The sequence below is a fragment of the Pseudoxanthomonas sp. SGT-18 genome (assembly GCF_003931645.1).
Classification (GTDB): Bacteria; Pseudomonadota; Gammaproteobacteria; order Xanthomonadales; family Xanthomonadaceae; genus Pseudoxanthomonas.
The window spans coordinates 66,953-92,729 of the sequence record NZ_RRYJ01000010.1; the positions used below are offsets into that span (position 1 = coordinate 66,953).

Annotated in this window: 23 protein-coding genes; 13 read left to right on the top strand and 10 right to left on the bottom strand. The window is 71.3% G+C overall.

From position 1 onward, the window contains the following. Positions 1-109: 109 nt before the first annotated feature. Together rpoD and dtd are read right to left on the bottom strand one after the other, a co-directional pair. Positions 110-1,966, bottom strand: coding sequence for an RNA polymerase sigma factor RpoD (gene rpoD / locus EIM47_RS13365; protein WP_019397173.1), 1,857 nt, complete (start codon positions 1,964-1,966; stop codon positions 110-112). A gap of 120 nt (positions 1,967-2,086) precedes the next feature. Next, on the bottom strand, positions 2,087-2,527 hold the full coding sequence (gene dtd / locus EIM47_RS13370) for a D-aminoacyl-tRNA deacylase (protein WP_028915234.1): 441 nt from the start codon (positions 2,525-2,527) through the stop codon (positions 2,087-2,089). Positions 2,528-2,632: 105 nt separating this feature from the next. On the opposite strand from dtd, the gene EIM47_RS13375 reads away from it, so the two are divergent. The 3 genes from EIM47_RS13375 to EIM47_RS13385 all read left to right on the top strand — a co-directional run bounded on the left by EIM47_RS13375 (position 2,633) and on the right by EIM47_RS13385 (position 5,622). Then, positions 2,633-3,538 (top strand): lauroyl acyltransferase, encoded by a 906-nt coding sequence (locus EIM47_RS13375; protein WP_026010199.1) that lies wholly within the window; start codon positions 2,633-2,635, stop codon positions 3,536-3,538. Between the two features lie 69 nt (positions 3,539-3,607). Next, complete coding sequence (locus EIM47_RS13380) at positions 3,608-4,123, top strand: PH domain-containing protein (protein ID WP_125077180.1); 516 nt, start codon at positions 3,608-3,610, stop codon at positions 4,121-4,123. Next, positions 4,120-5,622 carry a PH domain-containing protein gene (locus EIM47_RS13385; RefSeq protein ID WP_125077181.1) on the top strand — a complete coding sequence of 501 codons (1,503 nt, stop codon included), beginning with the start codon at positions 4,120-4,122 and terminating at the stop codon, positions 5,620-5,622. Before EIM47_RS13380 ends, EIM47_RS13385 begins: the two co-directional genes overlap by 4 nt. A gap of 13 nt (positions 5,623-5,635) precedes the next feature. Here EIM47_RS13385 and EIM47_RS13390 read toward each other — a convergent pair whose 3' ends face one another. Then, positions 5,636-6,688 carry a CDP-glycerol glycerophosphotransferase family protein gene (locus EIM47_RS13390; protein WP_199728411.1) on the bottom strand — a complete coding sequence of 351 codons (1,053 nt, stop codon included), beginning with the start codon at positions 6,686-6,688 and terminating at the stop codon, positions 5,636-5,638. Positions 6,689-6,728: 40 nt separating this feature from the next. Here EIM47_RS13390 and EIM47_RS13395 point away from each other — a divergent pair, with 40 nt between their 5' ends. Next, positions 6,729-7,505, top strand: coding sequence for a glycosyltransferase family 2 protein (locus EIM47_RS13395; protein ID WP_125077183.1), 777 nt, complete (start codon positions 6,729-6,731; stop codon positions 7,503-7,505). 68 nt (positions 7,506-7,573) lie between these two features. Here EIM47_RS13395 and EIM47_RS13400 read toward each other — a convergent pair whose 3' ends face one another. Together EIM47_RS13400 and EIM47_RS13405 are read right to left on the bottom strand one after the other, a co-directional pair. Continuing rightward, the gene (locus EIM47_RS13400) at positions 7,574-7,948 is read right to left on the bottom strand and encodes an EF-hand domain-containing protein (protein ID WP_125077184.1); all 375 of its coding nucleotides are present in this window, start codon (positions 7,946-7,948) and stop codon (positions 7,574-7,576) included. Continuing rightward, positions 7,948-9,147 carry a fatty acid desaturase gene (locus EIM47_RS13405; protein WP_019397165.1) on the bottom strand — a complete coding sequence of 400 codons (1,200 nt, stop codon included), beginning with the start codon at positions 9,145-9,147 and terminating at the stop codon, positions 7,948-7,950. The genes EIM47_RS13400 and EIM47_RS13405 overlap by 1 nt, the downstream gene beginning before the upstream one ends. Positions 9,148-9,283: 136 nt before the next feature. Between EIM47_RS13405 and EIM47_RS13410 the strand changes: the two genes are divergently transcribed. The 3 genes from EIM47_RS13410 to EIM47_RS13420 all read left to right on the top strand — a co-directional run bounded on the left by EIM47_RS13410 (position 9,284) and on the right by EIM47_RS13420 (position 12,724). Then, positions 9,284-10,123: an ATP-binding cassette domain-containing protein gene (locus EIM47_RS13410; protein ID WP_019397164.1), complete on the top strand. Its 840-nt coding sequence runs from the start codon at positions 9,284-9,286 to the stop codon at positions 10,121-10,123. A 4-nt stretch (positions 10,124-10,127) separates the two neighbouring features. Beyond that, entirely contained in the window at positions 10,128-10,943 is an 816-nt protein-coding gene (gene mutM / locus EIM47_RS13415) for a bifunctional DNA-formamidopyrimidine glycosylase/DNA-(apurinic or apyrimidinic site) lyase (protein WP_125077185.1), read from the top strand. A gap of 191 nt (positions 10,944-11,134) precedes the next feature. After that, positions 11,135-12,724, top strand: coding sequence for a glucan biosynthesis protein D (locus EIM47_RS13420; protein ID WP_125077186.1), 1,590 nt, complete (start codon positions 11,135-11,137; stop codon positions 12,722-12,724). Between the two features lie 70 nt (positions 12,725-12,794). On the opposite strand, the gene EIM47_RS13425 is transcribed toward EIM47_RS13420, so the two are convergent. After that, positions 12,795-13,157 (bottom strand): response regulator, encoded by a 363-nt coding sequence (locus EIM47_RS13425; protein ID WP_013536545.1) that lies wholly within the window; start codon positions 13,155-13,157, stop codon positions 12,795-12,797. A gap of 198 nt (positions 13,158-13,355) precedes the next feature. On the opposite strand from EIM47_RS13425, the gene EIM47_RS13430 reads away from it, so the two are divergent. The 5 genes from EIM47_RS13430 (at position 13,356) to EIM47_RS13450 (ending at position 19,321) form a co-directional block, all read left to right on the top strand. Next, positions 13,356-16,478 (top strand): response regulator, encoded by a 3,123-nt coding sequence (locus EIM47_RS13430; RefSeq protein ID WP_125077187.1) that lies wholly within the window; start codon positions 13,356-13,358, stop codon positions 16,476-16,478. Further along, positions 16,475-17,299, top strand: coding sequence for a CheR family methyltransferase (locus EIM47_RS13435; RefSeq protein ID WP_125077188.1), 825 nt, complete (start codon positions 16,475-16,477; stop codon positions 17,297-17,299). The genes EIM47_RS13430 and EIM47_RS13435 overlap by 4 nt, the downstream gene beginning before the upstream one ends. Continuing rightward, positions 17,296-17,883, top strand: a complete 588-nt coding sequence (locus EIM47_RS13440) for a chemotaxis protein CheB (RefSeq protein ID WP_125077189.1) — start codon at positions 17,296-17,298, stop codon at positions 17,881-17,883. The genes EIM47_RS13435 and EIM47_RS13440 overlap by 4 nt, the downstream gene beginning before the upstream one ends. Beyond that, positions 17,880-19,007 carry a hybrid sensor histidine kinase/response regulator gene (locus EIM47_RS13445; RefSeq protein ID WP_125077190.1) on the top strand — a complete coding sequence of 376 codons (1,128 nt, stop codon included), beginning with the start codon at positions 17,880-17,882 and terminating at the stop codon, positions 19,005-19,007. Before EIM47_RS13440 ends, EIM47_RS13445 begins: the two co-directional genes overlap by 4 nt. A gap of 74 nt (positions 19,008-19,081) precedes the next feature. Next, positions 19,082-19,321 (top strand): hypothetical protein, encoded by a 240-nt coding sequence (locus EIM47_RS13450; RefSeq protein WP_125077191.1) that lies wholly within the window; start codon positions 19,082-19,084, stop codon positions 19,319-19,321. Positions 19,322-19,353: 32 nt separating this feature from the next. Here the strand turns inward: EIM47_RS13450 and EIM47_RS13455 are convergent, their stop codons facing one another. Next, positions 19,354-19,974, bottom strand: a complete 621-nt coding sequence (locus EIM47_RS13455) for a thymidine kinase (protein ID WP_125077192.1) — start codon at positions 19,972-19,974, stop codon at positions 19,354-19,356. Between the two features lie 156 nt (positions 19,975-20,130). Here EIM47_RS13455 and EIM47_RS13460 point away from each other — a divergent pair, with 156 nt between their 5' ends. Continuing rightward, positions 20,131-22,104, top strand: coding sequence for a UvrD-helicase domain-containing protein (locus EIM47_RS13460; protein ID WP_026010370.1), 1,974 nt, complete (start codon positions 20,131-20,133; stop codon positions 22,102-22,104). 21 nt (positions 22,105-22,125) lie between these two features. Here the strand turns inward: EIM47_RS13460 and EIM47_RS13465 are convergent, their stop codons facing one another. Genes EIM47_RS13465 through EIM47_RS13475 form a run of 3 tightly spaced genes read right to left on the bottom strand, consistent with a single transcriptional unit; the run spans position 22,126 to position 25,478 of the window. Beyond that, complete coding sequence (locus tag EIM47_RS13465) at positions 22,126-22,956, bottom strand: aldose epimerase (RefSeq protein ID WP_028915240.1); 831 nt, start codon at positions 22,954-22,956, stop codon at positions 22,126-22,128. Next, the gene (locus EIM47_RS13470) at positions 22,946-23,965 is read right to left on the bottom strand and encodes a glycoside hydrolase family 43 protein (RefSeq protein WP_028915241.1); all 1,020 of its coding nucleotides are present in this window, start codon (positions 23,963-23,965) and stop codon (positions 22,946-22,948) included. Before EIM47_RS13470 ends, EIM47_RS13465 begins: the two co-directional genes overlap by 11 nt. A 34-nt stretch (positions 23,966-23,999) precedes the next feature. Next, positions 24,000-25,478, bottom strand: coding sequence for an MFS transporter (locus tag EIM47_RS13475; RefSeq protein WP_125077193.1), 1,479 nt, complete (start codon positions 25,476-25,478; stop codon positions 24,000-24,002). Positions 25,479-25,777: the final 299 nt, after the last annotated feature.

Sequence of the window (25,777 nt, forward strand, 5' to 3'; positions counted from 1 at the left end):
GTCCGGCAGTGTAGTGGAAGCGGGCGGCGCCCAGCCAGCACCGGGACGGCGCAAAAACAAAGGCCCCGCCGGGGCGGGGCCTTTGCCTAGGACCGGGGCCGGAGGGGCTTCAGTCGATGTCCAGGAACGAGCGCAGCTGCTCGGAGCGGCTCGGGTGGCGCAGCTTGCGCAGCGCCTTGGCCTCGATCTGGCGGATGCGCTCGCGGGTGACGTCGAACTGCTTGCCGACCTCCTCCAGGGTGTGGTCGGTGTTCATGTCGATGCCGAAGCGCATGCGCAGCACCTTGGCCTCCCTCGGGGTCAGGCCCGCGAGCACCTCGCGCACCGTCTCCATCAGGTTGGTGTTGGTGGTCGCGTCGATCGGGGACTCCACGTTGGTGTCCTCGATGAAGTCGCCCAGGTGCGAGTCCTCGTCGTCGCCGATCGGGGTCTCCATGGAGATCGGCTCCTTGGCGATCTTCATGACCTTGCGGATCTTGTCCTCGGGCATGTCCATCTCCTTGGCCAGCTCCTCCGGCGTGGCCTCGCGGCCGTACTGCTGGAGCATCTGGCGGGAGATGCGGTTGAGCTTGTTGATCGTCTCGATCATGTGCACCGGGATGCGGATGGTGCGCGCCTGGTCGGCGATCGAGCGGGTGATCGCCTGGCGGATCCACCAGGTGGCATAGGTCGAGAACTTGTAGCCGCGGCGGTACTCGAACTTGTCGACCGCCTTCATCAGGCCGATGTTGCCCTCCTGGATCAGGTCCAGGAACTGCAGGCCGCGGTTGGTGTACTTCTTGGCGATGGAGATCACCAGGCGCAGGTTGGCCTCGACCATCTCCTTCTTCGCCTTGCGCGCCTTGGCCTCGCCGTAGGCGAGCTGGCGGCCAATCTCGCGGATCTCGGCCAGGTCCAGGCACATGGCCTGCTCGATGGCGATGGTGGCCTGCTGCTCGGCGACGATCTGGTCCTTGACCTCGCGCAGCGCCGAGGACCACTTCTGCTTGCGCTTGAGGACCTCGTCCACCCAGTCGAGGTTGACCTGGTTGCCTTCCCAGGCACGCAGGAAGTCCTTGCGCGGCATCCTGGCGACGTTGGTGGCCAGGTGCAGCACGCGGCGTTCGCGCTCCTTGATCTCGTTGAGCACGTCGCGCAGCTTCCTGACCAGCACGTCGGTCAGCGGCAGCGGCAGCTTGAAGGTCATGAACTGCTCGGCCATCTCGGCGCGCAGCTTGACCACCTTCTTGTCCTGCGGGCCGCCCTTGGCGTGGGCCTTCTTGAACTTGGCGAAGTCGGCGGCCAGCTGCTCCATGCGGCGCGCGACCTCGGCCGGGTCGGGGCCGGTCGGGCCGGCATCGGCCTCGTCGTCGGTGGCGACCTCTTCCTCGTCGTCATCCACGTCGTCGGCCACCGCCTCGGCGGCGTCCTCGACCACCGGCGGCTCCGGGGTCTCGTCGAGCATGTCGTTGAAGCCGACCACCACCTCGGCCAGGCGCTTCTTGCCGGCCTTGTGCAGCTCGTACTCCTCCAGCAGGGTCTCGATCGAGGCCGGCACCGCGCCCAGCGCGGCCTGGACCTGGCTCAGGCCCTCCTCGATGCGCTTGGCGATGGCGATCTCGCCCTCGCGGGTCAGCAGCTCGACCGTGCCCATCTCGCGCATGTACATGCGCACCGGGTCGGTGGTGCGGCCACCCTCCGAATCCAGGGCGCTCAGCGCGGCGGCGGCTTCCTCGGCGGCGGTGTCGTCGATCTCGCGGCCACCGGTGTTGCCGTCGTTGAGCAGCAGGGTCTCGACGTCCGGAGCAACCTCATGGACATCGATGCCCATGCCGTTGATCATGCCGATGATGTCTTCGATCTGTTCCGGGTCGACGAGGTCATCGGGCAGGTGGTCATTGACCTCGGCATAGGTCAGATAGCCCTGCTCCAGGCCCTTGCTGATGAGCTGCTTGATTTCGGATTGGGCTGGACGTTCGTTGGCCATGTGCGGCGCCACCGGTCTCTGGGAAGGGGTGAAGTGAACCTAGCATTATAACAGGCCGGTGGGTCCATGCCCCTTCCGGCCTTTCACATCAACGACTTAAGCCACCGACCGTTCAGCCGCTCAGGCCTGCAGGAGGAAGGTGACAGGCCCGTCGTTGACCAGGCTCACCACCATATGGGCCCCGAAGCGGCCGGTTTCCACCCTGCCGGGGATCTGCCGGTCGCATGCCGCCACCAGCTGGTTGAACACGCGTTCAGCCTCCGCCGGCGCGGCCGCGGTGCTGAAGCTGGGACGCATGCCCGAGCGCGTGTCGGCGGCCAGGGTGAACTGGCTCACCAGCAGCAGGCCGCCGCCGGTATCGAGCAGCGAGCGGTTCATCTTGCCGGCATCGTCGGCGAATACGCGGTATCCGAGCAGCCGTTGCGCCATCCGCGCCACCTCCGCCTCTCCGTCCCCCGGCTGCACCCCCACCAGGGCCAGCAGGCCCGGCCCGGTCTGGCCGACCACCTCCCCTTCGACCTCCACCGAGGCACGGGTGACGCGCTGGATCAGGGCAAGCATGCGGGGCGGTTCTCCTGCAGGACGGGGACACCCAAGCATCGGGCCTGGGCGCGCCGCTGTCACCCGCCGCCGCGGCCGCCGCGGCCGACCCGCTAGACTTGGCGGATGTCAGCGCAACGCCGTGCCCGCTTCCTGTACGCCCTCGCCTCGCTCGTGGGCAGGCTCCCGTGGCCCGTCCTGTACCGCCTCGGCGACCTGGTGGCCGCGTTCTGGCGCTGGCGCGACGTGCGCGAGAGCCGGGTCACCCGGCGCAACCTGGAGCTGGCCTTCCCGGACTGGGCGCCAGCCCGGCGCGAGGAGCTTTACCGCCAGGTGCTGCGCACCACCGCGCGCCAGGCGCTGGAGACGCTCAAGCTGTGGACCCGCCCGCCGGAGGAGAACCTGCGGCTGTTGCGCGCCCGCCACGGCGAGGCGCTGTACGACGCGGCGCTGGCCTCCGGCCGCGGCGTGATCGTGGCCGCACCGCACTTCGGCAACTGGGAGCTGCTGAACCAGTGGCTGGCTTCGCGCGGGCGCATCGCGGTGGTCTACCGGCCGCCGGAGTCGGCCACCGGCGACGCCTTCCTGCAGCTGGTGCGCGGGGTCGACAACGTGCAGCAGGTACGCGCCGAGGGCCCGGCCGTGCGCCAGCTGTGGAAGGTGCTCAAGGAAGGCGGCGCGGTCGGCATCCTGCCCGACCAGCAGCCCAAGGCCGGCGACGGCGAGTTCGCCCCGTTCTTCGGCAAGCAGGCGCTGACCATGACCCTGCTCTCGCGCCTGGCCGAGCGTACCGGCGCGACCGTGCTGCTGGCCTGGTGCGAGCGGGTTGGCGACGGCCCGCAGTTCGAGCTGCACGTGGAGCCGGCGCCGGCGGCGATCGGCGACCCGGACCCCGGCGTCGCGGTGGCCTGCCTCAACGCCGAGGTCGAGCGCATCGCCCGGCGCGCGCTGGCGCAGTACCAGTGGACCTACAAGCGCTACACCCTGCGTCCGCCCGGCAGCGGCGAGGCCAATCCGTACGAGCGGCGCTGAGCCGCGCCGGCTGCCGCCGCCGGCCGCGAGCGCTTACGATCGGCTTCCGAAGCACGGACGGAGCCGAACTTGAGCGACTCGCCGCACCCCGCCCTTCCGCCCGCGTCGCCGGCCCTGCCGGCCGCCGACTGGCAGCCGCTGCCGCGCCGCGGTGCCTTGCTGTACGCCGGTGGCACCAGCCTGGCCTTCGCCGCCGCCGGCAGCGGTCTGGGCGTGCTCGCCAGCCAGGTGCTGCCGCTGCCGCCCGCGGCCACGCTGGCGATCGTGGTCGCGGCCATGCTCGCCCTGGGCCTGCTGTTCGGGGTGGTCCGCCACCGCCGCATCGCCTGGAAGCTGGACGAGGACGGTTTCGCCACCCGCCGCGGCGGGCTGTGGCGGACCGAGACCCTGGTCCCGGTGTCGCGGGTCCAGCACCTGGACCTGGAGCGCGGCCCGCTGGAGCGGCGGCTGGGACTGGCCACCCTGGTGGTGCACACCGCCGGCACCCGCATGGCCGCGGTGAAACTGCCCCTGCTGGCGGCCGCCGACGCCGAAGTGCTGCGCGATCGCCTGGCCCGCCAGACCGAAACCGACGACGCGCTGTGAGCCACGCCGACGCCAGCCTGCCCCCCGAACACCGGCTCCACCCCTGGTCGTGGCTGTTCGTGCTGTTGCAGCAGCTGCGCCAGTTCGTGGTGCCGCTGCTGGCGCTGCTGGTCGCCGGTCGCCGCGACACCGGGCCGTGGGAATACGCCGGGTATGCCTCGTTCATCGGCGTGGCGGTACTGGTCGCGATCTCGATCCTGCAGTACTTCACCTACCGCTACCGGATCGGGCGCGACGGCATCAGCGTGCGCACCGGCCTGCTGCGGCGGGACCTGCGCCAGATCCCGTACGCGCGGATCCACAACGTGGTGCTGCACCAGGGACTGCTGCACCGGTTGTTCGGCGTGGCCGAGGTGCGCCTGGAGGCGGCCGGCGGACAGAAGCCGGAAGCGCAGATGCGCGTGCTTGGCCTGGACCGGGCGCTGGAGCTGGAGCAGGCGGTGCGCGACCGCGGCGCGGCCCCGTTGCCGGCCGAGGCCACGGCACCGGCCCCGTGCGATCCGCCGCTGCTGGCCCTGTCCACCGCCGAGGTGGTCCGCCTGGGCCTGGTTTCCAACCGCGGCATGATCGTGTTCGCCGCCGGCCTCGGCCTGGTGTGGCAGGTGTTCCCCGAGAAGGCCGTTGCAGGCCTGCTGCAGGACTGGTTCCGCGGCGCGATGGGCTACGCCGGGGCGCTGCACCTGGGCTGGCTGGCGATGGCTGCCGGCGTCCTCGCCTTCGCGGCGGCGTTCGTGCTGGTGCTGCGCCTGCTGTCGGTGGTCCTGGCCCTGGTCCAGTACCACGGCTTCCGCCTGGTCGAGCACCAGGGCCGGTTGACCGTGGAGCGCGGCCTGCTGGCGCGCGTGCGCACCAGCGTGGCGCCGCGCCGGATCCAGGCCTGGCACCTGGAGGAAACCCTGCTGCACCGCTGGTTCGGCCGCCGCTCCCTGCGCATCGACACCGCGGTGGGCGGCCAGGAAAACGACCCGCGCAGGCTGCGCGAGCTGGCGCCGATCGCCCCGCCGGAAACCTGCGACGCACTGCTGCGGTACCTGGTCCCGCAACTGCAGTGGCCGCCGCAGTGGAAGCCGCTGCCGCGACGCGCCTGGTGGCGGCTGTTCGCCGCCAACGTGCCGTGGAACCTGCTGCTGGCCGCGGTGCTGTGCTGGCACTTCGGCGCCTGGGGCCTGCTGGTGCTGGCCTGGCTGCCGTGGTCGGCGTACGCCGCGCGGCGCCAGGCCGGATGGATGGGCTACGCGGTGGACGCGCGCCTGGTCGCGGTGCGCGGCGGCTGGTGGTCGCGCTGGTGGCGCATGGCCGAGGTCGACAAGATCCAGGCCCTGCGCCTGCAGCGCTCGCCGCTGGACCGCTGGCTGGGCACGGCCAGCCTGCTGCTGGACACCGCCGGCGCCGGGGCGATGGCGCCGCCGCTGCGGATCCGCTTCCTGCCGGAGGCCGAGGCACGCGCGCTGCAGGCGCGGCTGGCGCGGATGCTGGCCGCGCGCCGCCTGCGCTGGTGAGCGCGGCCGCGGGTCAGAAACCCCAGTAACCCAGCTCGCGGCGGATCTGCAGCGCGCGCCAGCGCGCGGCCAGCGGCTTGCGCGCCAGGGTGTGCAGCCCGGCCTGCAGCAGCGCTTCGGTGGCGTCGATCACCCGCTCCGAGGAACGGCCGTCGCGCCAGGGATGGATCGCGTCGGCGTAGGCCGCGATCGCCTCGCGCAGCGCCGGCTCCGGCGCGAACGCGCGCGCCAGCATCGCTGGCAGCGCGGCCGGGTCGTCGAAGTCGATCATGTGCGGCTTGGGCGCGCGGTTGCGGAAGGTCACCACCGGCTTGTGCTGGACCACGAACTCGGACACCACCGAGGTGGTGTCGGCCAGAAGCACGTCGGCGGCCCGCTGCGCGGTGACCAGCTGCTCGGGCTCGACGAAGGCGGCATTGGCGCCGGCCAGGGCGCGGTAGCGCTCGAACAGCTCCGGCGCGCACTTGGGATGCAGGGTCAGCAGCCAGTAGCGACCGCCCTCGGCGACCTGGGCGGCGATCGCCTCGTACAGGTGCGGGGCCGCGCTCAGGCGCTCGGTGAAGGTGGAGGCGAACATCACCACCGGACGGCCGCCGGCCGGCGCGCACAGGGCCGCGGCGGCGCCGCCATCGTCGCGGAACAGCGGATCGAGCTTGGGCCAGCCGGTCTCGGCCACGGCGAAATGGCGCAGCCGCGCGGCCAGCGCCTGGAACGGGGCGGTGGTCGCCGGGCCCTGGGTGCAGTACAGGTCGAACAGGCCGCGTACCCGGAAGTGGCCGCGGCCGTCGGCGCGCTTCTCCACGTTGAAGCCGTGGAACAGCTGCACCTTGGCCCCGGCCACGAAGGTCGGGACCTCGTTGGAGGCGCTGAACACCGCCCGCGGCCGCAGCCGCGCCGCGCCGCGCGCGTCCACCGCGCGCACCGGCGCCGGCAGGCGCAGGCCGGACGCGCCGCCGGCCAGCAGCGCGTGGACCGCATGGCCGCGGGCGTGCAAGGCGTCGGCCAGCGGTTGCAAAATGGGCAACCCGTAGCGTTCGGTCGCAAACAGCAGGTAGTCCGCCATCAATACTCCAGCCTCCCAGCCGGACCCCTCGCAAGGCGGCACCGTGCCGCTGTCGGCGTGCATTATCGCGTTCAACGAGGCGGCCCGCATCGGCGACTGCCTGGCCTCGCTGGCGTTCTGCGACGAGATCGTGGTGGTGGATTCCGGCTCCACCGACGGCACGGTGCAGCTGTGCGAGGCCGCTGGCGCGCGCGTGCTGCAGCGGCCGTTCGACGGCTTCCGCAGCCAGAAGCAGTTCGCGGTGGAGCAGGCCCGCCATGACTGGGTGCTGTGCCTGGACGCGGACGAGCGGGTCAGCTCGGAGCTGCGCGAATCGATCCTGGCCGCGCGCGCGACCGGCTTCGCCGGCGCGGCCGGCTACCGCTTCCCGCGGCTGTCGGACTACTTCGGCCGCTTCCTGCGCCACGGCAACGCCTACCCGGACCGGGTGCTGCGCCTGTTCGACCGCCGCCGCGGCGGCTGGCGCGGCCAGCGCGAGATCCACGAGGCCGCAAGCGTCGACGGCCCGGTGCGCACCCTGCGCGGCGACCTCATCCACTATCCCTACCGCTCGCTGGAGCAGCAGCTGGCCAAGACCCAGCGCTACGCAAGGATGATGGCCGAGCACGAGTTCGCGCGCGGCAAGCGCGCGTCCTGGACCAAGCTGGTGCTGTCCCCGGCGTGGCGCTTCTGGCGCGGCTACGTGCTGCGCGCCGGCTTCCTCGACGGCTGGCGCGGTCTGGTGTACGCCTACGTGCGCGCCAACTACGTGCGGCAGAAGGCGATCATGCTGTGGCTGCTGCAGCACGGACAGCCGGTGGCCGATCCGCCGCGCGAGTGACTCCCCTCTCCCTGCGGAAAGAGGGCGTGGGGTGGAGGGCCCGTGCCGCTTTGGGCGGTAGAGGGGGGTCAGCGCGGCGGCGCGGCCAGCTCGCGTGCGTCGAGGTAGCCGTCGCCGTTGGCATCCTGGCGCGCGAAGCGCTCGGCCAGGCGGCGGCGGTGTTCCTCCAGGCTGATCGGCCGGCCCTTGCCGCCGGGCTGCTCGGCCGGGGAGAGCACGCCGTCGCCGTCGCGGTCCATGCGCTCGAAGGCATAGCCCATCCAGGCCACGTACTCCTCCTGCGAGACCCGGCCGTCGCCATCGCTGTCCATGCGCGCCAGGTACTCGGAGGTACGCTCGACCTGGGCGCCGGCCGCGCCGGCGAAGGCCAGCAGCGCCCATGGCAACAGGCCCGGGCGGGTACGCCCGGGCCTGCGGCAGGCAAGGCGCGACGGGCGCTGCATCAATGCGCCAGGGCGTAGCCCTTCAGCCGCATCGAATACTCCTGCAGCGCGCGGATGCCGGAGGCCTCGGCCTCCTGGCACCAGGCCTGCAGCTGGCGCAGGCGCTCGGCGGCGTCGTTGCTGCGCGCTTCCAGCACCTCGGCCAGGCGCGCGCGGTATTCGACCAAGGCCTTGATCCGCGGGCGCTGCTGCACCCACTGCTGCAGCTGCTCGCGGGCGTCGGGCTTGAGCCAGCGGCCATCGTCGACCAGGCCGCGACGCATGCGCCGCGGCAGCAGCTCGCGCATGCGCGCGCCGGCGGCGGCGGCTTCCTCGCGCAGGGCCGGCATCAGCACGTTGCGGCGGTAGTCGGTCATGGCCTGGAAGCGGTGCGACAGCAGCGCGCGCAGGGTCTCGGTGTCCGGCACGGCGATGTTGGGGCGGATGTCCAGGCTCGGCGCGACGCGCAGCACCTTGGCCAGGCCCAGCTTCTCCAGGCCCTTGATCGCGGCCCAGCCGATGTCGAATTCCCAGCGGCGCATCGAGAAGCGCGCCGAGGACGGGAAGGCGTGGTGGTTGTTGTGCAGCTCCTCGCCGCCGATCCAGAACGCCCACGGGGTGAGGTTGGTCGAGGTGTCGGAGGATTCGAAGTTGCGATAGCCCCACCAGTGGCCCAGGCCGTTGACCACGCCGGCGGCCCAGAACGGGATCCAGGCCATCTGGATCGCCCACATGGCGATGCCCGGCAGGCCGAACAGGGTGAAGTTCACCAGCAGCAGCAGGGTCGGGCCGAGGTTGGCGTGCGGGGTGTACAGGTGGCGCTCGATCCAGTCGTCCGGCGCGCCCTTGCCGTACTGCTCGATGCTGGCGCGGTCACGGCGGGCCTCGCGGTACAGCTCCACGCCCTCCCAGAACACCTTGCCGATGCCGCGGGTCTGCGGGCTGTGCGGGTCTTCCTCGGTCTCGACCTTGGCGTGGTGCTTGCGATGGATGGCCACCCACTCGCGGGTGATCATCGAGGTGGTCAGCCAGGTCCAGAAGCGGAAGAAATGGGCGATGGCGGGATGGAAGTCCACGCCGCGGTGGGCCTGGCTGCGGTGCAGGTAAAGGGTGACGGAGAAGATCGTCAGCTGGGTGAAGACCAGCAGCACGGCCAGCAGGCCAAGCCAGCCGAGGCCGACAACGCCGGAAGTGAGGAACTGGATAACGGAATCGGACATCGCCGGTGGGACTCGCGGTAGCGGAACGGACCGGACCAGGGTCCGGCCGGGACATGATGGGCCCTCCTCCGGCAAACTTCATCCTGCACCGCACGGTCCGCGTCCTGGCGGCTGCTGCCGTTCAGGAAACATCGACATGTCCGCATCCTCCCCCCTGGCCCAGACCGCCCCCCTGCCGCCGCTGATCGAACTGGACCGCGCCAGCGTGGTGCGCGGCCAGGTGAAGGTCCTCGACAGCCTGTCCCTGCGCATCGACCAGGGCGACCACACCGCCATCCTCGGCCCCAACGGCTGCGGCAAGTCCACCCTGATCAAGCTCATCACCCGCGAGCTGTACCCGCTGGCGCGCGCCGGCGAGGCCCCGGTGCGGGTGCTGGGGCAGGCGCGCTGGCAGGTGGACCGGCTGCGTTCGCAGCTGGGCATCGTCACCGGCGACTTCGGCGCCACCCTGGCCGGCCTGGACGGGCTGAGCGTCGAGGACGCGGTGCTGGGCGGGCTGTTCGCCAGCTTTGCCCTGCCGCCGTTCAGGGAAATCGAGGACCACCAGCGCGAGCGCGCCGCCGAGGCGCTGGAGCGCGCCCATGCCCTGCCCCTGCGCCGCCGCTGCTACGCCGAGCTGTCGGCCGGCGAGCAGCGCCGGGTGCTGATCGCCCGCGCCCTGGTCAACCGCCCGCAGGCCCTGCTGCTGGACGAGCCCAGCACAGCGCTGGACCTGGTCGCCCGCGGCCACCTGCTGGCAAGCCTGCGTGGCCTGGCCCGCGAGGGGGTGACCCTGGTCCTGGTCACCCACCACGTCGAGGAAATCGTGCCGGAGATCGGCCGGGTGGTGCTGATGCAGGGCGGGCGCATCGTCGGCGACGGCGCCCCGGCGGACATGCTGACGGGCGAGCGCCTGTCGCAGGTGTTCGGCGGCCCGGTGCGGGTCTGGCAGGACCACCAGGAGGACGGGGTCCGCTACCTGGCGGCGGCGGGCTGAGACCATGCCCGAGCTGCCCGAGGTCGAGACCACCCGCCGCGGCCTGGCCCCGCACGTGGAGGGCCGGCGGGTCACCGCGGTGACCCTGCGCCGTCCGGACCTGCGCTGGCCGATCCCGCCGGAGGTCGCCCGCGAGCTGCCCGGGCGCCGCATCGCCGCGGTGCGGCGCCGCGCCAAGTACCTGCTGCTGGATACCGACGCCGGCGACAGCGCCCTGCTGCACCTGGGCATGTCCGGCATGTTGCGCGTGCTGCCGTCCGGAACGCCGGTGAACGTCCACGACCACGTCGACATCGGCCTGGACTCGGGCCGGGTACTGCGCTTCACCGATCCGCGCCGCTTCGGCTGCCTGCTGTGGCAGCCGGCCGGCACCGTGCACGAGCTGCTGCAGGGCCTGGGCCCCGAGCCGCTTTCCGGCGACTTCGACGGCGACTGGCTGTATGCGCGCAGCCGCGGCCGCAGCGCGCCGGTGAAGGCGTTCCTGATGGACCAGCGGATCGTGGTGGGCGTGGGCAACATCTACGCCGCCGAGAGCCTGTTCCGCGCCGGCATCTCGCCGCTGCGCGCGGCCGGCAAGGTTTCCCGCGCCCGCTACGTGGCCCTGGCCGACGCGGTGAAGGAGATCCTGGCCCACGCCATCACCCGCGGTGGCACCACCCTGCGCGACTTCCTCAACCCCGACGGCGCGCCCGGCTACTTCGAGCAGGAGCTTTCGGTCTACGGCCGCGGCGGCCTGCCCTGCCCGGCCTGTGGCAGCGTGCTGCGCGAGGCCAGCATCGGCCAGCGCACGAGCGCCTGGTGCCCGCGCTGCCAGCGCTGAAGGCGCGGCCAGCAAGCCCGTGGCGGCAGGCCGCTGCCGGCCGCGGCCAGGGACGCTGCCCGCCTGCCGGCCCGGCCGTGGTCCTGCCGGCCAGCCGGTGTTGCCGTTTGCTGAACAGGGGGAAGCCGCGCCAGCCATGGCCCGCGGCGGGTGCTTAAGATGACGCGCCCCTTCCCACTCCGATCGCGCCCATGCACCGACGCCAGTTCCTGGGCCGCACGGCCGCCATGCTTGCCGCCGCGGGCCTGCCGCTTCCGCTGCTGACCGCCGCGGCCGCGCCGCTGCCGCTCGGCCAGCGCCACCCCTTCGACTACGCCTGGCTCAAGGGCCATGCCCGCGCCCTGGCCGGACGTCCCTACCAGCCGCGCAGCGAGTCGCTGCCACCGTCGGTGGCGGCGCTGGACTGGGACCAGTACCAGTCGATCGGCTTCCGCCAGGACCACGCGCTGTGGGGCGACCTGCCCGGCTCGCGCTTCCAGGCCAAGTTCTTCCACCTGGGCCTGTACTTCAAGCGGCCGGTGCGCATGTTCGAAGTGGCCGGCGGCCAGGCGCAGGAACTGGCCTACGACCCGGGCATGTTCGACTACGGCCGCAGTGGCCTCGACGGCAAGCGCCTGCCGAAGGACCTGGGTTTCGCCGGCTTCCGCCTGAACTCGCCGGACGACGTGCGCCGCGACTGGGCCGCGTTCCTCGGCGCCAGCTATTTCCGCGCGGTCGGCGCGAGCATGCAGTACGGCCTGTCCGCGCGCGGCCTGGCGATCGACACCGGCATGCCGCGCCCGGAGGAATTCCCCGACTTCACCGCATTCTGGCTGGAACGCCCGCAGCCGGGCTCGGAGACCCTGGTGGTCTACGCCCTGCTGGATTCGCCCAGCGTCGCCGGCGCCTACCGCTTCGCGATCACCAGGGGCGAGCCGCTGGTGATGGACGTGGACGCGGCGCTGTACCCGCGCAAGGAGATCGAGCGGCTGGGCATCGCCCCGGCGACCAGCATGTACCAGGTCGGCGAGAACGACCGCCGCATGGGCTGGGACTGGCGCCCGGAGATCCACGACAGCGACGGGCTGGCCATGCACACCGGCAGCGGCGAGTGGATCTGGCGTCCGCTGGGCAACCCCGAGCACCTGCGCTTCAACGCCTTCGCCGACGACAACCCGCGCGGCTTCGGCCTGCTGCAGCGCGACCGCGAGTTCGACCACTACCAGGACGACGGCGTCTTCTACGAGAAGCGCCCGAGCCTGTGGGTGGAACCCAAGCACGGCTGGGGCCGCGGCTCGGTGCAGCTGGTGGAGATCCCCACCGTCGACGAGACCTTCGACAACATCGTCGCGTTCTGGAACCCGGAGGCCAGGCCGCAGCCGGGCCAGGAGCTGCTGTTCGGCTACCGCCTGTTCTGGGGCGCGCACCCGCCGGCGCGGCCGCCGCTGGCCGAATGCGTGGCCACCCGCACCGGCCTGGGCGGGGTGGTCGGCAGGAAACGCGAGTACTTCTCCTGGCGCTTCGCGGTGGACTTCGCCGGCGGCGAGCTGGCGGCACTGGCCACGGCCAACGCCGAGGTCGAGGCGGTGGTGGAGACCAGCCGCGGCCGCCTGGAGACCATCTCCGCCCGCCCGCAGCACGCGATCAAGGGCTACCGCGCCATGTTCGACGTGGTGCCGCCGGACGAGTCCACCACCCAGATCGACATCCGCCTGTACCTGCGGCACAAGGGCCGCGCCCTGACCGAGACCTGGCTGTACCAGTGGAATCCGCCGGCGCCGGCGCAGCGGATCCTCTACTGAGGCAATGCCGGAAACGGGCCGCGCAATGCGCGGCCCGCCTGTTTCCATCCGCCCTCGCCGGGTACCGGCCTCAGGCCGGCAGGGCTTCCCGGATCAGGTCGGTGAACTGGCCGAGCCGGAACGGCTTCTGCAGGAAGCGCGTGCCGGCCGGCAGCGGCGCCAGCTGGTAGCGCGGATGCCCCGAGGCGAGGATCACCCGTGCCTCCGGGTGCCGCTCCAGCAGCGTCGCCGCCAGCGCCAGCCCGTCCACGCCGCCGGGCATGTGGATGTCGCTGAAGAGCACGTCGCACGGCCATTCCTCGAGGATGCGCAGCGCCGCGTTGCCATCGTCGGCCGTGCGCACCTCCATGCCCATGTCCTGCAGCACGTCGCACAGCAGGTCCCTCAGCTCGAACTGGTCCTCGACCAGCAGCACCTTCGCCGGCGCGCTCATGCCGCGCCGTCCCGCGCGGCCGGGCAGGTCGCCACGCGCTTGTTGTCCATGCCCATCAATGGTCCCCTGTCGCTTCGCTCAAACCCGCACAGCTTGGGGATCGCGCGTGAAGACGGCGTAGACAGCCGCCTCGCTACCATCCCGCGTTTTCACTCGCTACCATCCCGCGTTTTCACATGTACGGAGCCGCCAGGGGAGATGGACAACCAGGGGAACGTGACCGGACGTGATTCCGGCATTCTCGCCGTCGCAGTGCTGCTTGCCGCCGCGACCATCGGCCTGGAACTCGTCGTACCCCTGGGTTACACGATCTGGCTGGTCTATTTCCTGGCGATCGGCACGACCATCTTCCAGCGCCGCGCCTGGGTGCCGCTCGGCGTGGCCGGCCTGGCCTGCGTGCTGCTGGTGATCGGCTTCAATCTCGCCCCATCCAGCGACAACTCCGCCTTCTCCGTGGTCAACCGCTCCATGGGCGCGGTCTGTTTCGCGACCACGGCGCTGATCGTCAGCCAGGCCATCCGCACACGGCACCAGGCCGAGCGCGCGCTGTGGCTGCAGCAGGCGGACAACGCCGTGGCCCTGGCCCTGCAGGGCGACCTGAGCCCGGGTGCCGTGGCCGAAGCCGCGCTGCGCGAACTGTGCAAGCTCACCGGCGCCCAGACCGGCGTGCTCTACCAGCTGGGCCAGGAGCAGCTGACCCTGGTCGGCGGCGTGGCCCTGGCGCGCAACGTGCCCGAGTCCATTCCCTCCGGCGTTGGCCAGCTGTGGGAGATCGTCATCCGGCCCGAACCGCGCATAGTGCGCGGCCTGGATGCCGCCCACGTGGCGGTGGAGTCGGCCCTGGGTGAGAGCCCGGCGCGCGAACTGCTGCTGGCCCCGGTCACCGCCGATGGCGTGGTCAATGGCGCACTCGAGCTGGGCCGCACCACCCACCTGGCCAACCAGGAACTGGCGCTGGAGCTGCTGCGCCGCTGCGCCGAGAAGATCGGCGTGGCCCTGCGCACCGCGCGCCTGCGCGCCGACCTCATCGCGCTGCTGGAGGAAACCCAGCGCCAGAGCGAGGAACTGCAGGCGCAGCAGGAGGAACTGCGGGTCGCCAACGAGGAGCTGGAAGAGCAGAGCCGCACCCTGCAGCAGTCGCAGGCCAACCTCGAGGCGCAGCAGGCCGAGCTGGAGGCGACCAACGTCCAACTGGAGGAACGCACCCACGAGCTGGAGGCGCAGCGCCAGTACCTGATCGCGGCCCAGGACGACCTGCTGCGCAGCCGCGCCGAACTGGCCGCGGCATCCCGCTACAAGTCCGAATTCCTGGCCAACATGTCGCACGAGCTGCGCACCCCGCTCAACAGCGCGCTGATCCTGGCCCGCCTGCTGGCCGAGAACCGCGAAGGCACGCTGACCGACGAGCAGGTCAAGTACGCGCGGGCGATCCATTCGGCCAACAACGACCTGCTTGCGCTGATCAACGACATCCTCGACCTGTCACGGATCGAGGCCGGCCACGTGGAGCTGGTCGACGAGACCCTGCACACCGGCACCGTGCTCGCCCGCCTGCGCGAGACCTTCGAGCCGCTGGCGCAACAGAAGGGCCTGGAGTTGCGCATGGAAGCGGCCGCGGACGCGCCGGCGCAGTTCGTGGCCGACGGCCAGCGCCTGCAGCAGATCCTGAAGAACCTGCTGGCCAACGCGGTCAAGTTCACCGAGCACGGCTCGGTATCGCTGAAGATCGAGGCCTGCGGCGAGCGGCGCATGCGCTTCTCGGTGAGCGACACCGGCATCGGCATCGCCCGGGAACAGACCGAGGTGATCTTCGAGGCGTTCCGCCAGGCCGATGGCAGCACCAGCCGGCGCTTCGGCGGCACCGGCCTGGGCCTGGCCATCTCGCGCGACCTGGCGCAACGCATGGGCGGCACCCTGGTCGTGGAGAGCGAGCCGGGCCGCGGCAGCTGCTTCACCCTGGAGCTCCCGGTCGACGGTGCGCCCGCCGCCGAAGCGGAGGCAGGAGCCGCGGTGCAGGCGGAAGCACGGCCGGCCGCGCCGGTATCGGCCGCGGTCGTCGCACAGGCGCAGGACGCAGGCAGCGCGCGGCCGGCCGGGGCCGTCCCGGCGCGCGTTGCAGACGACCGCGGGCAGCGCCGCCATCCCGGCCGCCTGATCCTGGCCATCGAGGACGACGCCCGCTTCGCCGAGGCGCTGGTCGCGCTGGCGCACGAGCTGGACTTCGACTGCGTGGTCGCGACCACGGCCGAGGAAGGGCTGGCCCTGGCGGCGGAGCATCGACCCAGCGGCATCCTGCTCGATATCGGCCTCCCGGACGTCTCCGGGCTCAGCGTTCTGGAACGCCTCAAGCGCGACCCGGCCACCCGCCACATCCCGGTGCACGTGGTCTCGGCCCTGGAACGCAGCCAGGTGGCGATGGAACTGGGCGCGGTGGGCTATCTGATCAAGCCGGCGACGCGCGAGCGCCTGGCCTCGGCCTTCCACCAGCTCGAGGAAACCCACGCCCGCGACATGCGCCGCCTGCTCATCGTCGAGGACGACCACGAACTGCGCGCGAACCTGCAGTTGCTGCTGGCCCGCGACCAGCTGGAGATCGTGGCGGTGGGCACCATCGCCGAGGCGCTCGCCCAGCTCGGGCAGAGCACCTTCGACTGCATGGTCACCGACCTGTCCCTCCCCGACGGCAGCGGCTACGACCTGCTGGAGCGGATGTCCAACGGCGCCGCCGGCGCCTTCCCGCCGGTGATCGTGTACACCGGCCGGGCGCTCACCCGCGACGAGGAGCAGCGCCTGCGGCGCTATTCCAAGAGCATCATCATCAAGGGCGCGCGCTCGCCGGAGCGGCTGCTGGACGAGGTCACGCTGTTCCTGCACAGCGTGGAGGCCTCGCTGCCCGACGACCAGCAGCGCCTGCTGCGCGAGGCGCGCCGGCGCGACGCCGTGCTCGACGGCCGCGCGGTGCTGCTGGTGGAGGACGACGTGCGCAACGTCTTCGCCCTGTCCAGCGTGCTCGAGCCGCTGGGCGTGCGCCTGGAGATCGCGCGCAACGGCCGCGAGGCGCTGGAGACGCTGGGCGGCGGGCGCGAGTTCGACCTGGTGCTGATGGACATCATGATGCCGGAGATGGACGGCCTGGCCGCGATGCGCGAGATCCGCCGCAACCCCTCGTGGCAGGACCTGCCGATCATCGCCCTGACCGCCAAGGCCATGGCCGACGACCGCGAGAACTGCCTGGCGGCCGGCGCCAACGACTACATCGCCAAGCCGGTGGACGTGGACAAGCTGATCTCGCTGTGCCGGGTATGGTGCGCGCGGCGATGAACGCGGCCGAGCTGTTCGACCTGGAGCTGGGCGTGCTGCTGGAAGCGGTCTACCGGCGCTACCACTACGACTTCCGCGACTACGCGACCTCGTCGCTGCGCCGGCGCGTGCGCCAGGCGATGGACCGCTTCGGCTGCGACTCGGTGGCCGCGTTCCAGCACCGCCTGCTGCACGAACCGACCCTGTTCACCGAGGCGATGCAGTACTTCACCGTGCAGGTCTCGGAGATGTTCCGCGACCCCGGCTATTTCCGCACCCTGCGCGAGCAGGTCGTGCCGGTGCTGCAGACCTATCCCTCGTGCAAGGTCTGGGTGGCCGGCTGCAGCACGGGCGAGGAGGTGTGGTCGCTGGCCATCCTGCTGCACGAGGAAGGCCTGCTCGACCGGACCCTGCTCTACGCCACCGACATCAATCCCGAGGCGCTGGAGGCGGCCGAGGCCGGCGTGTTCCCGATCGACCGCATGGCCGGCTTCAGCCGCAACTACCTGGCCGCCGGCGGCCGCGCCTCGCTGTCGGACTACTACACCACCGGCTACGACGGCGCGCTGTTCGACCGCCGCCTCAGGCGCAACGTGGTATTCGCCGACCACAGCCTGGCCACGGACGAGGTGTTCTCCGAAGTCCACCTGGTGTCGTGCCGCAACGTGCTGATCTACTTCAGGCGTGCCCTGCAGGACCGTGCGGTGGGCCTGTTCCACGACGCCCTGGTGCACCGCGGCTTCCTCGGCCTGGGCAGCAAGGAATCGCTGCAGTTCGGCGCGCACGCGGACCGGTTCGAAGCCTGCTCGCGCGAACACCGGCTGTACCGGAAGGTCTCATGAGCAAGGCGACGCCCCAGTCCCGCCGCTTCGACGCCATCGTGATGGGCGCCTCCTCCGGTGGCGTGTCCGCGTTGCGGATGCTGCTGGACGCGCTGCCTGCCGGCCTCCCGGTGCCGGTGCTGGTGGTCCAGCACCTGCCGCGGGACCGGCCCAGCCAGCTTGCGGAGCTGTTCGGGCACGGCTGCCCGCTGCCGGTGGCCGAGGCGGACGACAAGGCGCGGCTGTGCCCGGGCACGGTCTGGATCGCCCCACCCGACTACCACCTGCTGGTCGAGGACCGGCAGACGCTCGCGCTTTCGCAGGACGAACCGGTGATGTTCTCGCGCCCGGCGATCGACCCCCTGTTCGAGAGCGCCGCCGCGGTCTTCGGCCGGCGCCTGCTGGCGCTGCTGCTGACCGGCGCCTCCAGCGACGGCAGCCAGGGCATCGCGGCGGTGCGCGCCGCCGGCGGCACCGCCTGGATCCAGTGCCCGGATGAGGCCGCGTCCTCGACCATGCCGGCATCAGCCCTTGCCCACGCCGGGGCCGACGAGGTCCTGACCCTCGACCAGATACGCGAACGCCTGCGGAGTTTCCACCCATGAACGTCACTCTCTCCGTCCCCGCCGCCAGCCAGGCACCGGGCAAGGTCAACGTCCTGGTCGTGGACGACGTGGCCGAGAACCTGGTGGCCATGCGCGCGCTGCTGCAGCGCGACGACGTGGAGGTGCTTTGCGCCGGGTCCGGCACCGAGGCACTCGAGCTGCTGCTGGCGAACGAGGTCGCCGTGGCGCTGCTGGACGTGCACATGCCGGAAATGGACGGGTTCTCGCTGGCCGAGCTCATGCGCGGCGCCTCGCGCAGCCGCGAAGTGCCGATCATCTTCCTCACCGCCTCGCCCAGCGACCCGCGGCGCGCCTTCAAGGGCTACGAGGCCGGTGCCGTGGATTTCCTGCACAAGCCGGTGGAGCCGCAGGTGATCGCCGGCAAGGTCAAGGTGTTCGTCGAGCTGTTCCAGCAGCGCCGCCTGCTGCGGGAGCGCGCCGACACCCTCGAGCGTGCACTGCAGCTCAACGAGACGATGATGGCCGTGCTTACCCACGACCTGCGCACGCCGCTGTCGGCGATGCTGGTATGCGCGGAGAAGCTGGCGATGCAGCTGCCGGACGACGCCCGCGTGCAGCGCACGCTGGCGCACCTGGAGAACAGCGGCTGGCGCATGGCGCGGATGGTCGAGCAGCTGCTGGACTTCTCGCGCATCCGCAGCGGCGGGCTGCACCTGCAGCCGCAACCCCTGGAACTCGGCGACCTGCTCGCCGACGCGGTGGGCGAGATGCGGCGCGCCCATCCGGACGCCCGGATCGGGCTGCAGGTGTCCGGCCCGCTGCCGCTGACCGGCGATCCGGACCGGCTGGCACAGGTGGTCGCCAACCTGGTCGGCAACGCCGTCCTGCACGGCAGCGGCGGCCAGGTGGAGGTGGCCGCGGCGGCCGCCGGTACGGACGGCGTGCTGCTGCGGGTGTCCAATCCCGGGCGGATCGACGATGCATTGATGCCGCGCCTGTTCGAGCCGTTCAAGGGCTCGTTCCGCTCCAGCCATGGCCTGGGCCTGGGCCTGTTCATCGCCCAGCAGTTCGTCCTGGCCCATGGCGGGCGGCTGGACGCCGTCAACCGTGACGAACAGGTCCATTTCGAGGCCTGGCTGCCTTCGGCCGCCGGCCAGGGCTGAGCTCGCCGCCGGGTGGCGGGCGCCGCCGCGCGGCGATAGATTGCGCTGGCACGGATGCCTGCCAGGAGCGGCCAATGAAGCACGGGAACGGGATCGCCGATGCGCGCATCGTTACCCGCCTCGCCAGCGGCGTGCTGGCGCTCGCGGGGGTCTGGGCGATCGCCCGCACTGTCCTGCGCCTGCTCTCCGCAGGAACCGTGGACGCCCTGCAGCTGGCGGTGGCCGTCGGCGCGCTTTACGGGCTCTACCTGTTCGGCTGTTACGCGCTCACCGGACGACTGCCCCTGCGGGCGAAGGATCGCGGGAACGACTGAGGGCGCGGGCGTGCACCCGCCGCAGCGGGCGGCTACAGCAGCGGCGCCTGCAGCGGCTCGATCAGGCCCTCGCCACGCATGACCTTCTTGAACTCGGGCCGGCTGACCGAGACGTAGCGCTCGTTGCCGCCGATCTCCACCTGCGGACCGTCCTGCACGGCGTGGCCCTGGGCGTCGACGCGCACGTTCATGGTCGCCTTCTTGCCGCTGTGGCAGATGGTCTTGATCTCCTGCAGCTCGTCGGCCCAGGCCAGCAGGTACTGGCTACCCTCGAACAGCTCGCCGCGGAAGTCGGTGCGCAGTCCGTAGCACAGCACCGGGATGTGCAGGCGGTCCACCACCTCGCTCAGCTGCCAGACCTGGGCCCGGGACAGGAACTGGGCCTCGTCCACCAGCACGCAGCCGAGCCGGCCGTGGGCAGCGATGTCCGCCTCCACCAGCCGCTCCAGGTCGGTGTCGCGGTCGAACGGCGTGCCCTCGGCGCGCAGGCCGATGCGCGAGGCCACCACCCCGCCGCGGCCGCCGCGGTCGTCCAGGCGCGGGGTCAGGATCAGCGTGCGCATGCCGCGTTCGCGGTAGTTGTACGCCGACTGCAGCAGCGTGGTGGTCTTCCCGGCGTTCATCGCCGAGTAGTAGAAGTAGAGCTTTGCCATCGGCGGATTTTACGGCCTGCGCGGCCCCGGCACCCAGGCCGGCGCGCGCGGGCGGGCCGGCGCGGCGGCACCCGCCGCCGGGGGCGCGGGGCAACCGGCCGCCGCCCCCGGGCCCGGCACCGGGTAGAATGCCCCGCCCGTTACACCGTTCCTGCCGTGCTCAATCCCCAGCAACGCGCCGCCGTACTGCATGACCAGGGTCCTCTGCTCGTGCTGGCAGGTGCCGGCAGCGGCAAGACCCGCGTCATCGTCGAGAAGATCGCCCACCTGATCGGTTCCGGGCGCTACCCGGCGCGGCGCATCGCGGCCATCACCTTCACCAACAAGTCGGCGAAGGAAATGCGCGAGCGCGTGGCCAAGCGGATCAAGGGCGACGCCGCCGACGGCCTGACCATCTGCACCTTCCACGCCCTGGGCCTGAAGTTCCTGCAGATCGAGCACGAGGCCGCCGGGCTCAAGCGCGGCTTCTCGATCTTCGACGCCGACGACGCCGCCGCCCAGGTCAAGGACCTGATGCCGGGGGCCAAGCCGGACTCGGTCGAGGACGCGCGCAACCTGATCTCGCGGGCCAAGAACGCCGGGCTGTCGCCGGAGCAGGCGCTGGCCATGGCCCGCTCCACCCGCGAGATGGAGGCGGCCAAGCTGTACGCGCGCTACCAGGCGCGGCTGTCCACCTTCAACGCGGTGGACTTCGACGACCTGATCCGGCTGCCGCTGCAGATCCTGGAGAGCAACGAGGAGGTCGTCCGCGCCTGGCGCGAGCGCATCGGCTACCTGCTGGTGGACGAATGCCAGGACACCAACGACGCCCAGTACCGGCTGCTGCGCGCGATCGCCGGCCCGGCCGGCAACTTCACCTGCGTGGGCGACGACGACCAGAGCATCTACGCCTGGCGCGGCGCCAACCCGGAAAACCTGCTGCAGATGGAGAAGGACTATCCGCAGCTGAAGGTGATCAAGCTGGAGCAGAACTACCGCTGCTCCAACCGCGTGCTGCGCGCGGCCAACGCCCTGATCGCGCACAACCCGCACGTGCACCTGAAGAAGCTGTGGAGCGACCAGGCCGACGGCGAGCGCATCCGGGTATGGGAGTGCCGCGACAACGAGCACGAGGCGGAGAAGGTCGCCGGCGAGATCGCGTTCCTGCACGAGGCCAGGCAGGTGCCGTGGAACGAGTTCTGCATCCTGTTCCGCAGCAACCACCAGTCGCGCCCACTGGAAAAGGCGCTGCAGCTGCTGCGCGTGCCCTACCACCTGACCGGCGGCACCGCGTTCCTGGAGCGCCAGGAAGTGAAGGACGCGCTGTCCTGGCTGCGGGTGATCGCCAACCCGGACGACGACGCCGCCTTCCTGCGCGCGGTGCAGTCGCCCAAGCGCGAGGTCGGCGCCACCTCGCTGGCGCGCCTGGCCGAGCTGGCCGCCAGCAAGCACATGCCGCTGTCGCGCGCGGCCCAGGCCATGGGTGCGCTGCAGCAGCTGCCGCCGCGCGCGGCCAACGGCCTGCGCGCGTTCAACGACGCCATCGCCGACCTGCGCGAGCACTCGGCGAAGCTGAGCGCGGCCGACCTGGTGCGGCGCCTGGCCGAGAAGTCCGGCCTGCTGGCCGAGCTGCGCGCGCAGTGCAAGGACGAGGCCTCGTTCGAGCGGCGCAAGGCCAACCTCGAGGAGCTGGCCGAATGGTTCGAGGGCGGCCCGCGCGGCGCCAACGCCGGCGACCTGGCCGCGCAGCTGGCGCTGCTGTCGCGCAACGACAAGGACGACGGCGGCAACCAGGTGCGGCTGATGAGCCTGCACGCGGCCAAGGGCCTGGAGTTCGGCTACGTGTTCATCGTCGGCTGCGAGGACGGCACCCTGCCGCACGACGCCGCGCTGGAGGAAGGCTCGCTGGAGGAGGAGCGGCGCCTGATGTACGTGGGCATCACCCGCGCCAAGCAGCGCCTGTGGCTCAGCTACAGCCGGGAGACCCGGCGCTTCCGCGAGAAGGTGCGGCTCAAGCCCAGCCGTTTCCTCGACGAACTGCCGGCCGAGGAGCTGCAGCGCGACGGCGCCGACCCGGTGGCCGACGCCGAGCGCAAGAAGGAACGCGCCAGCGCGGGTTTCGCCGCGATCCAGGCGCTGCTGGACGACTGAGCCCGGCGGCTGCCGTCGGCCTCAGTCCCACTCCATCCGGTACCAGGCCGAGGCCTGCTGCCCCGGCTGCAGCCGCGGCGCGCCGAGGTTGAAGGCGTCGGCCGGGCCGGTCTGCGGCTCCACGCAGGTCGCATGCGCGGTGCCGTCGTACACCACCCAGTGGTCGCAGTTGGAGGACAGGCGCAGGACCTGGCCGCCCCGGTGCAGCACCACCGGCGCGGTGTTGATGAAGCAGTCGTCCCACGGCGGCGGCGCCGGCGCCACCAGCGGCAGGGTGGCGATGTGGCTCTCGTCGCGCGGGTACATCGCGCTGGGCGCGAACTCCAGCCGCTCCGGCTTGCGGAACCAGGGGTGCCAGCCGAAGGTCAGCGGCATCGCCCGCGCGCCGGCGCTCACCGCCAGCTCCAGCAACAGCGCGCGCGGCTCCAGCACGATGCGCTGGCGGGCATGGCCGCCGAACGGCCAGCGCCCGTCGTGCGGCAACTCCAGCGCCAGTTCCAGCCCGTGCTGCGACTGCGCGACCACCTGCCAGGGCATGACGAAGCCGACGCCGTGGATGGCGTGGCCGCCGAGGTTGCGCGGCAGCTGGTACGCCTGGCCCTCGAACGGGAAACGGCCGTCGCGGACGCGGCCGCACCACGGCACCATCGGGTACGAGCCCCAGGCGATGGCCGCGTCCGAACCGTACTCGCCGTAGCCGACCAGCTGCTCGACGCCGTCCACCCGGATCTGGGCGACGCGGCCGCCGGCCGCCGGCGCCACGTCGATCGAGACGGCGCCGTGGGCGAGGGTCAGCAGTGGGCCGGGGGGCAGCTCGGTGAGCGGCCCCGGGAACGCGGCCTCAGCTGCCATACGGGTGCAGGGTGCGGATGCTGCCGTCGGCCTCGTAGTGCAGCTCGCTGACCTTGATCGAGCGCAGGTGGGTCACGCCGCCGGACAGCACGGAATCGTGGTAGTACAGCCACCACTTGCCGCCGAACTCCACGATCGAGTGGTGCGTGGTCCAGCCGACCACCGGGGTGAGGATCACGCCGCGGTAGGTGAACGGGCCATACGGGTTGTCGGCCGTGGCGTAGCACAGCTGGTGGGTGTTGCCGGTGGAGTACGAGAGGTAGTACGTGCCCTGGTACTTGTGCATCCAGGGGCCCTCGAAATAGCGCCGCGCATGGTCGCCGGCCTTCAGCGGCCGGCCGGACTCGTCGAGGATCACGACCTCGCGCGGGGCCTCGGCGAACTGCTTCATGTCCGCAGACAGGCGCGCCACGCGGGCGCCCAGCGCCGGCTCGTCGTCGCCCGGCTCCTCGTGCGCGGCGTCGTAGCGGTTGTCGCGGTACTTCTGCAGCTGTCCGCCCCACAGGCCGCCGAAGTACATGTAGTACTCGCCGTCGTCGTCGCCGAACACCGCCGGGTCGATCGAATAGCTGCCCTTGATCGCCTCCGGCTCCGGCTTGAACGGGCCCTCCGGGCGGTCGCCGACGGCCACGCCGATCTGGAAGATGCCGTCGGCGCGCTTGGCCGGGAAGTAGAAGTAGTACTTGCCGTCCTTGCAGGCCGCGTCCGGGGCCCACATCTGCTTGGCCGCCCATGGCACGTCCTTCACGTGCAGGGCCACGCCGCAGTCCTCGGCCGGGGCGTCCGGGGAGGCCTGGCGGAAGACGTGGTAGTCCTCCATCTGGAAGTGGCCGCCGTCGTCGTCGAACGCGGCGCCGGTCTCGATGTCGTGCGAGGGATAGATGTACAGCTTGCCCTCGAACACGTGGGCCGAGGGGTCGGCGGTGTAGATGTGGGTCACCAGCGGCTGGGAGATGGCCTTGCCGGCCAGTTCCTTCAGCTCCGCCTCGGTGTATTCGCGGTCGGCCATTTCTCTCTTTCCCTTGTTGCTTGCGGCGGATCGGTCAGGCGGCCTGGGCGACGCGGCGTTCGGCCAGTTCGCGCTCGATCAGCGACTCCATCGGCTTGTTGATCTTGTAGAAGAACAGCAGCGCCACCGCCGCCAGGAACGGCAGCGAGCAGTACAGGCTGACCGACAGGCGGATGCCGTCGACGGTTTCCGGGGCCTGCGCCGACAGGTCGGCGTTGTAGCCGTGGTGGGCGAGGATGCCGGCGACCAGCGCGCCGCCCACGCTCAGGCCCACCTTCAGGCCGCACAGGATGGCCGAGAAGATGATCGCGGTGGCGCGGCGGTGGTTCTTCCACTCGGAGTAGTCGGCCACGTCGGCCACCATCGCCCACAGCAGCGGGATGGTGACGCCGTAGAAGAAGCCGTGGCAGATCTGCGCCAGGAACACCAGGCCGATGCGCTGCGGCGGGATCACGTAGAAGGCCAGCATGAACAGCGTGGACAGCAGCAGGAACACGCCGAACACGTCGCGCTTGCCGAAGCGGTCGGCCAGCTTCTTGGAGAAGCCGATGCCGACCACCATCAGGATGATGCCGCCGGCGTTGAACAGGCCGAACGCCGCGGTGGTGGCGTCCTCCGGCAGCTGGAAGCCCGCCAGGCCCATGCCGGTCAGCGCCGAGTTGATCCCGCCCAGCAGGGCGTAGAAGCCGATGCCGTGCAGGAAGCGCGCCATCGACGGCTCGTCGAGGTAGTACTCGAAGTAGTAGACGTAGGTGCCGCCCTTCAGCGCCAGGGTGGTGAACACCAGGATGGTCACCAGCAGCAGGATCAGCCACGGCCGGTTGGCGACCAGGTCGGCCAGGTCCTGGCGCAGCGGGGTCTTCTGCTCCTGCGCCGGCACCACGCGCTCGCGGGTGGTGAGGAAGGTGACCAGGAAGAACACGGTGCCGACCACGGCGAACAGCAGCATGGTGTTCTGGAAGCCCTGCACGCGGTCGCCGTCGCCGAGGATCAGCACCAGCGGCAGCAGCAGCGACTGCACCACCAGCTGCGCGAACATCACCGCCACGAAGCGGTAGGCCGACAGGCTGTTGCGCTGGCCCATGTCGCCGGTGAGCACGCCGCTGAGCGCCGAGTACGGCAGGTTGTTGGCCGCGTACACCAGCACCAGCAGGGTGTAGGTGGTGGCGGCGTAGATCACCTTGCCCTGCGGGCCGAGGTCCGGCGTGGTGAACGCCAGCAGCGAAAGCACGCCGAACGGGATCGCGGTGAACAGGATCCACGGCCGGAACTTGCCCCAGCGGCTGTGGGTGCGGTCGGCCAGCACCGCCACCAGCGGGGTGAACACGAACGCACCGAGCATGCCGACCACGAAGATGATGGTCGCCGCCGTCGCCGCGGGGATGCGGTAGATGTCGGTGTAGAAGAACGCCAGGAACGTCATCAGCGTCTGGAAGATCAGGTTGGCCGCCAGGTCTCCCAGGCTGTAGCCGACCTTCTCGCGTACGGTAAGGATCTCGCTGTGGCTGCTCATGCGTCCCCGGCTCGGATGCTGGATTGGAGGGTGGAAGATGCCACCCGGACTGTCTTCCCGGATGGGTGGCGGGTGCGTGCCCATTGCACGTTACCGCTACCATCGGGCTCGAAGCATACCCGAAAGGAAGGCTTGTGCCGGCCTGTCCGCGCAGGCATTGCTTGACCGCTCATGCGGCGCTTCCGCGCGGGCCTGGCGGACGCGCGCAAAAGCCTTGTTTCCAAGGGTTTTCCGCCCCCGGAAAGGACGCGGCCCACGCCGGCGCCGGAGCGCCGGGTGGGCCGCAATCCTTACTGCAG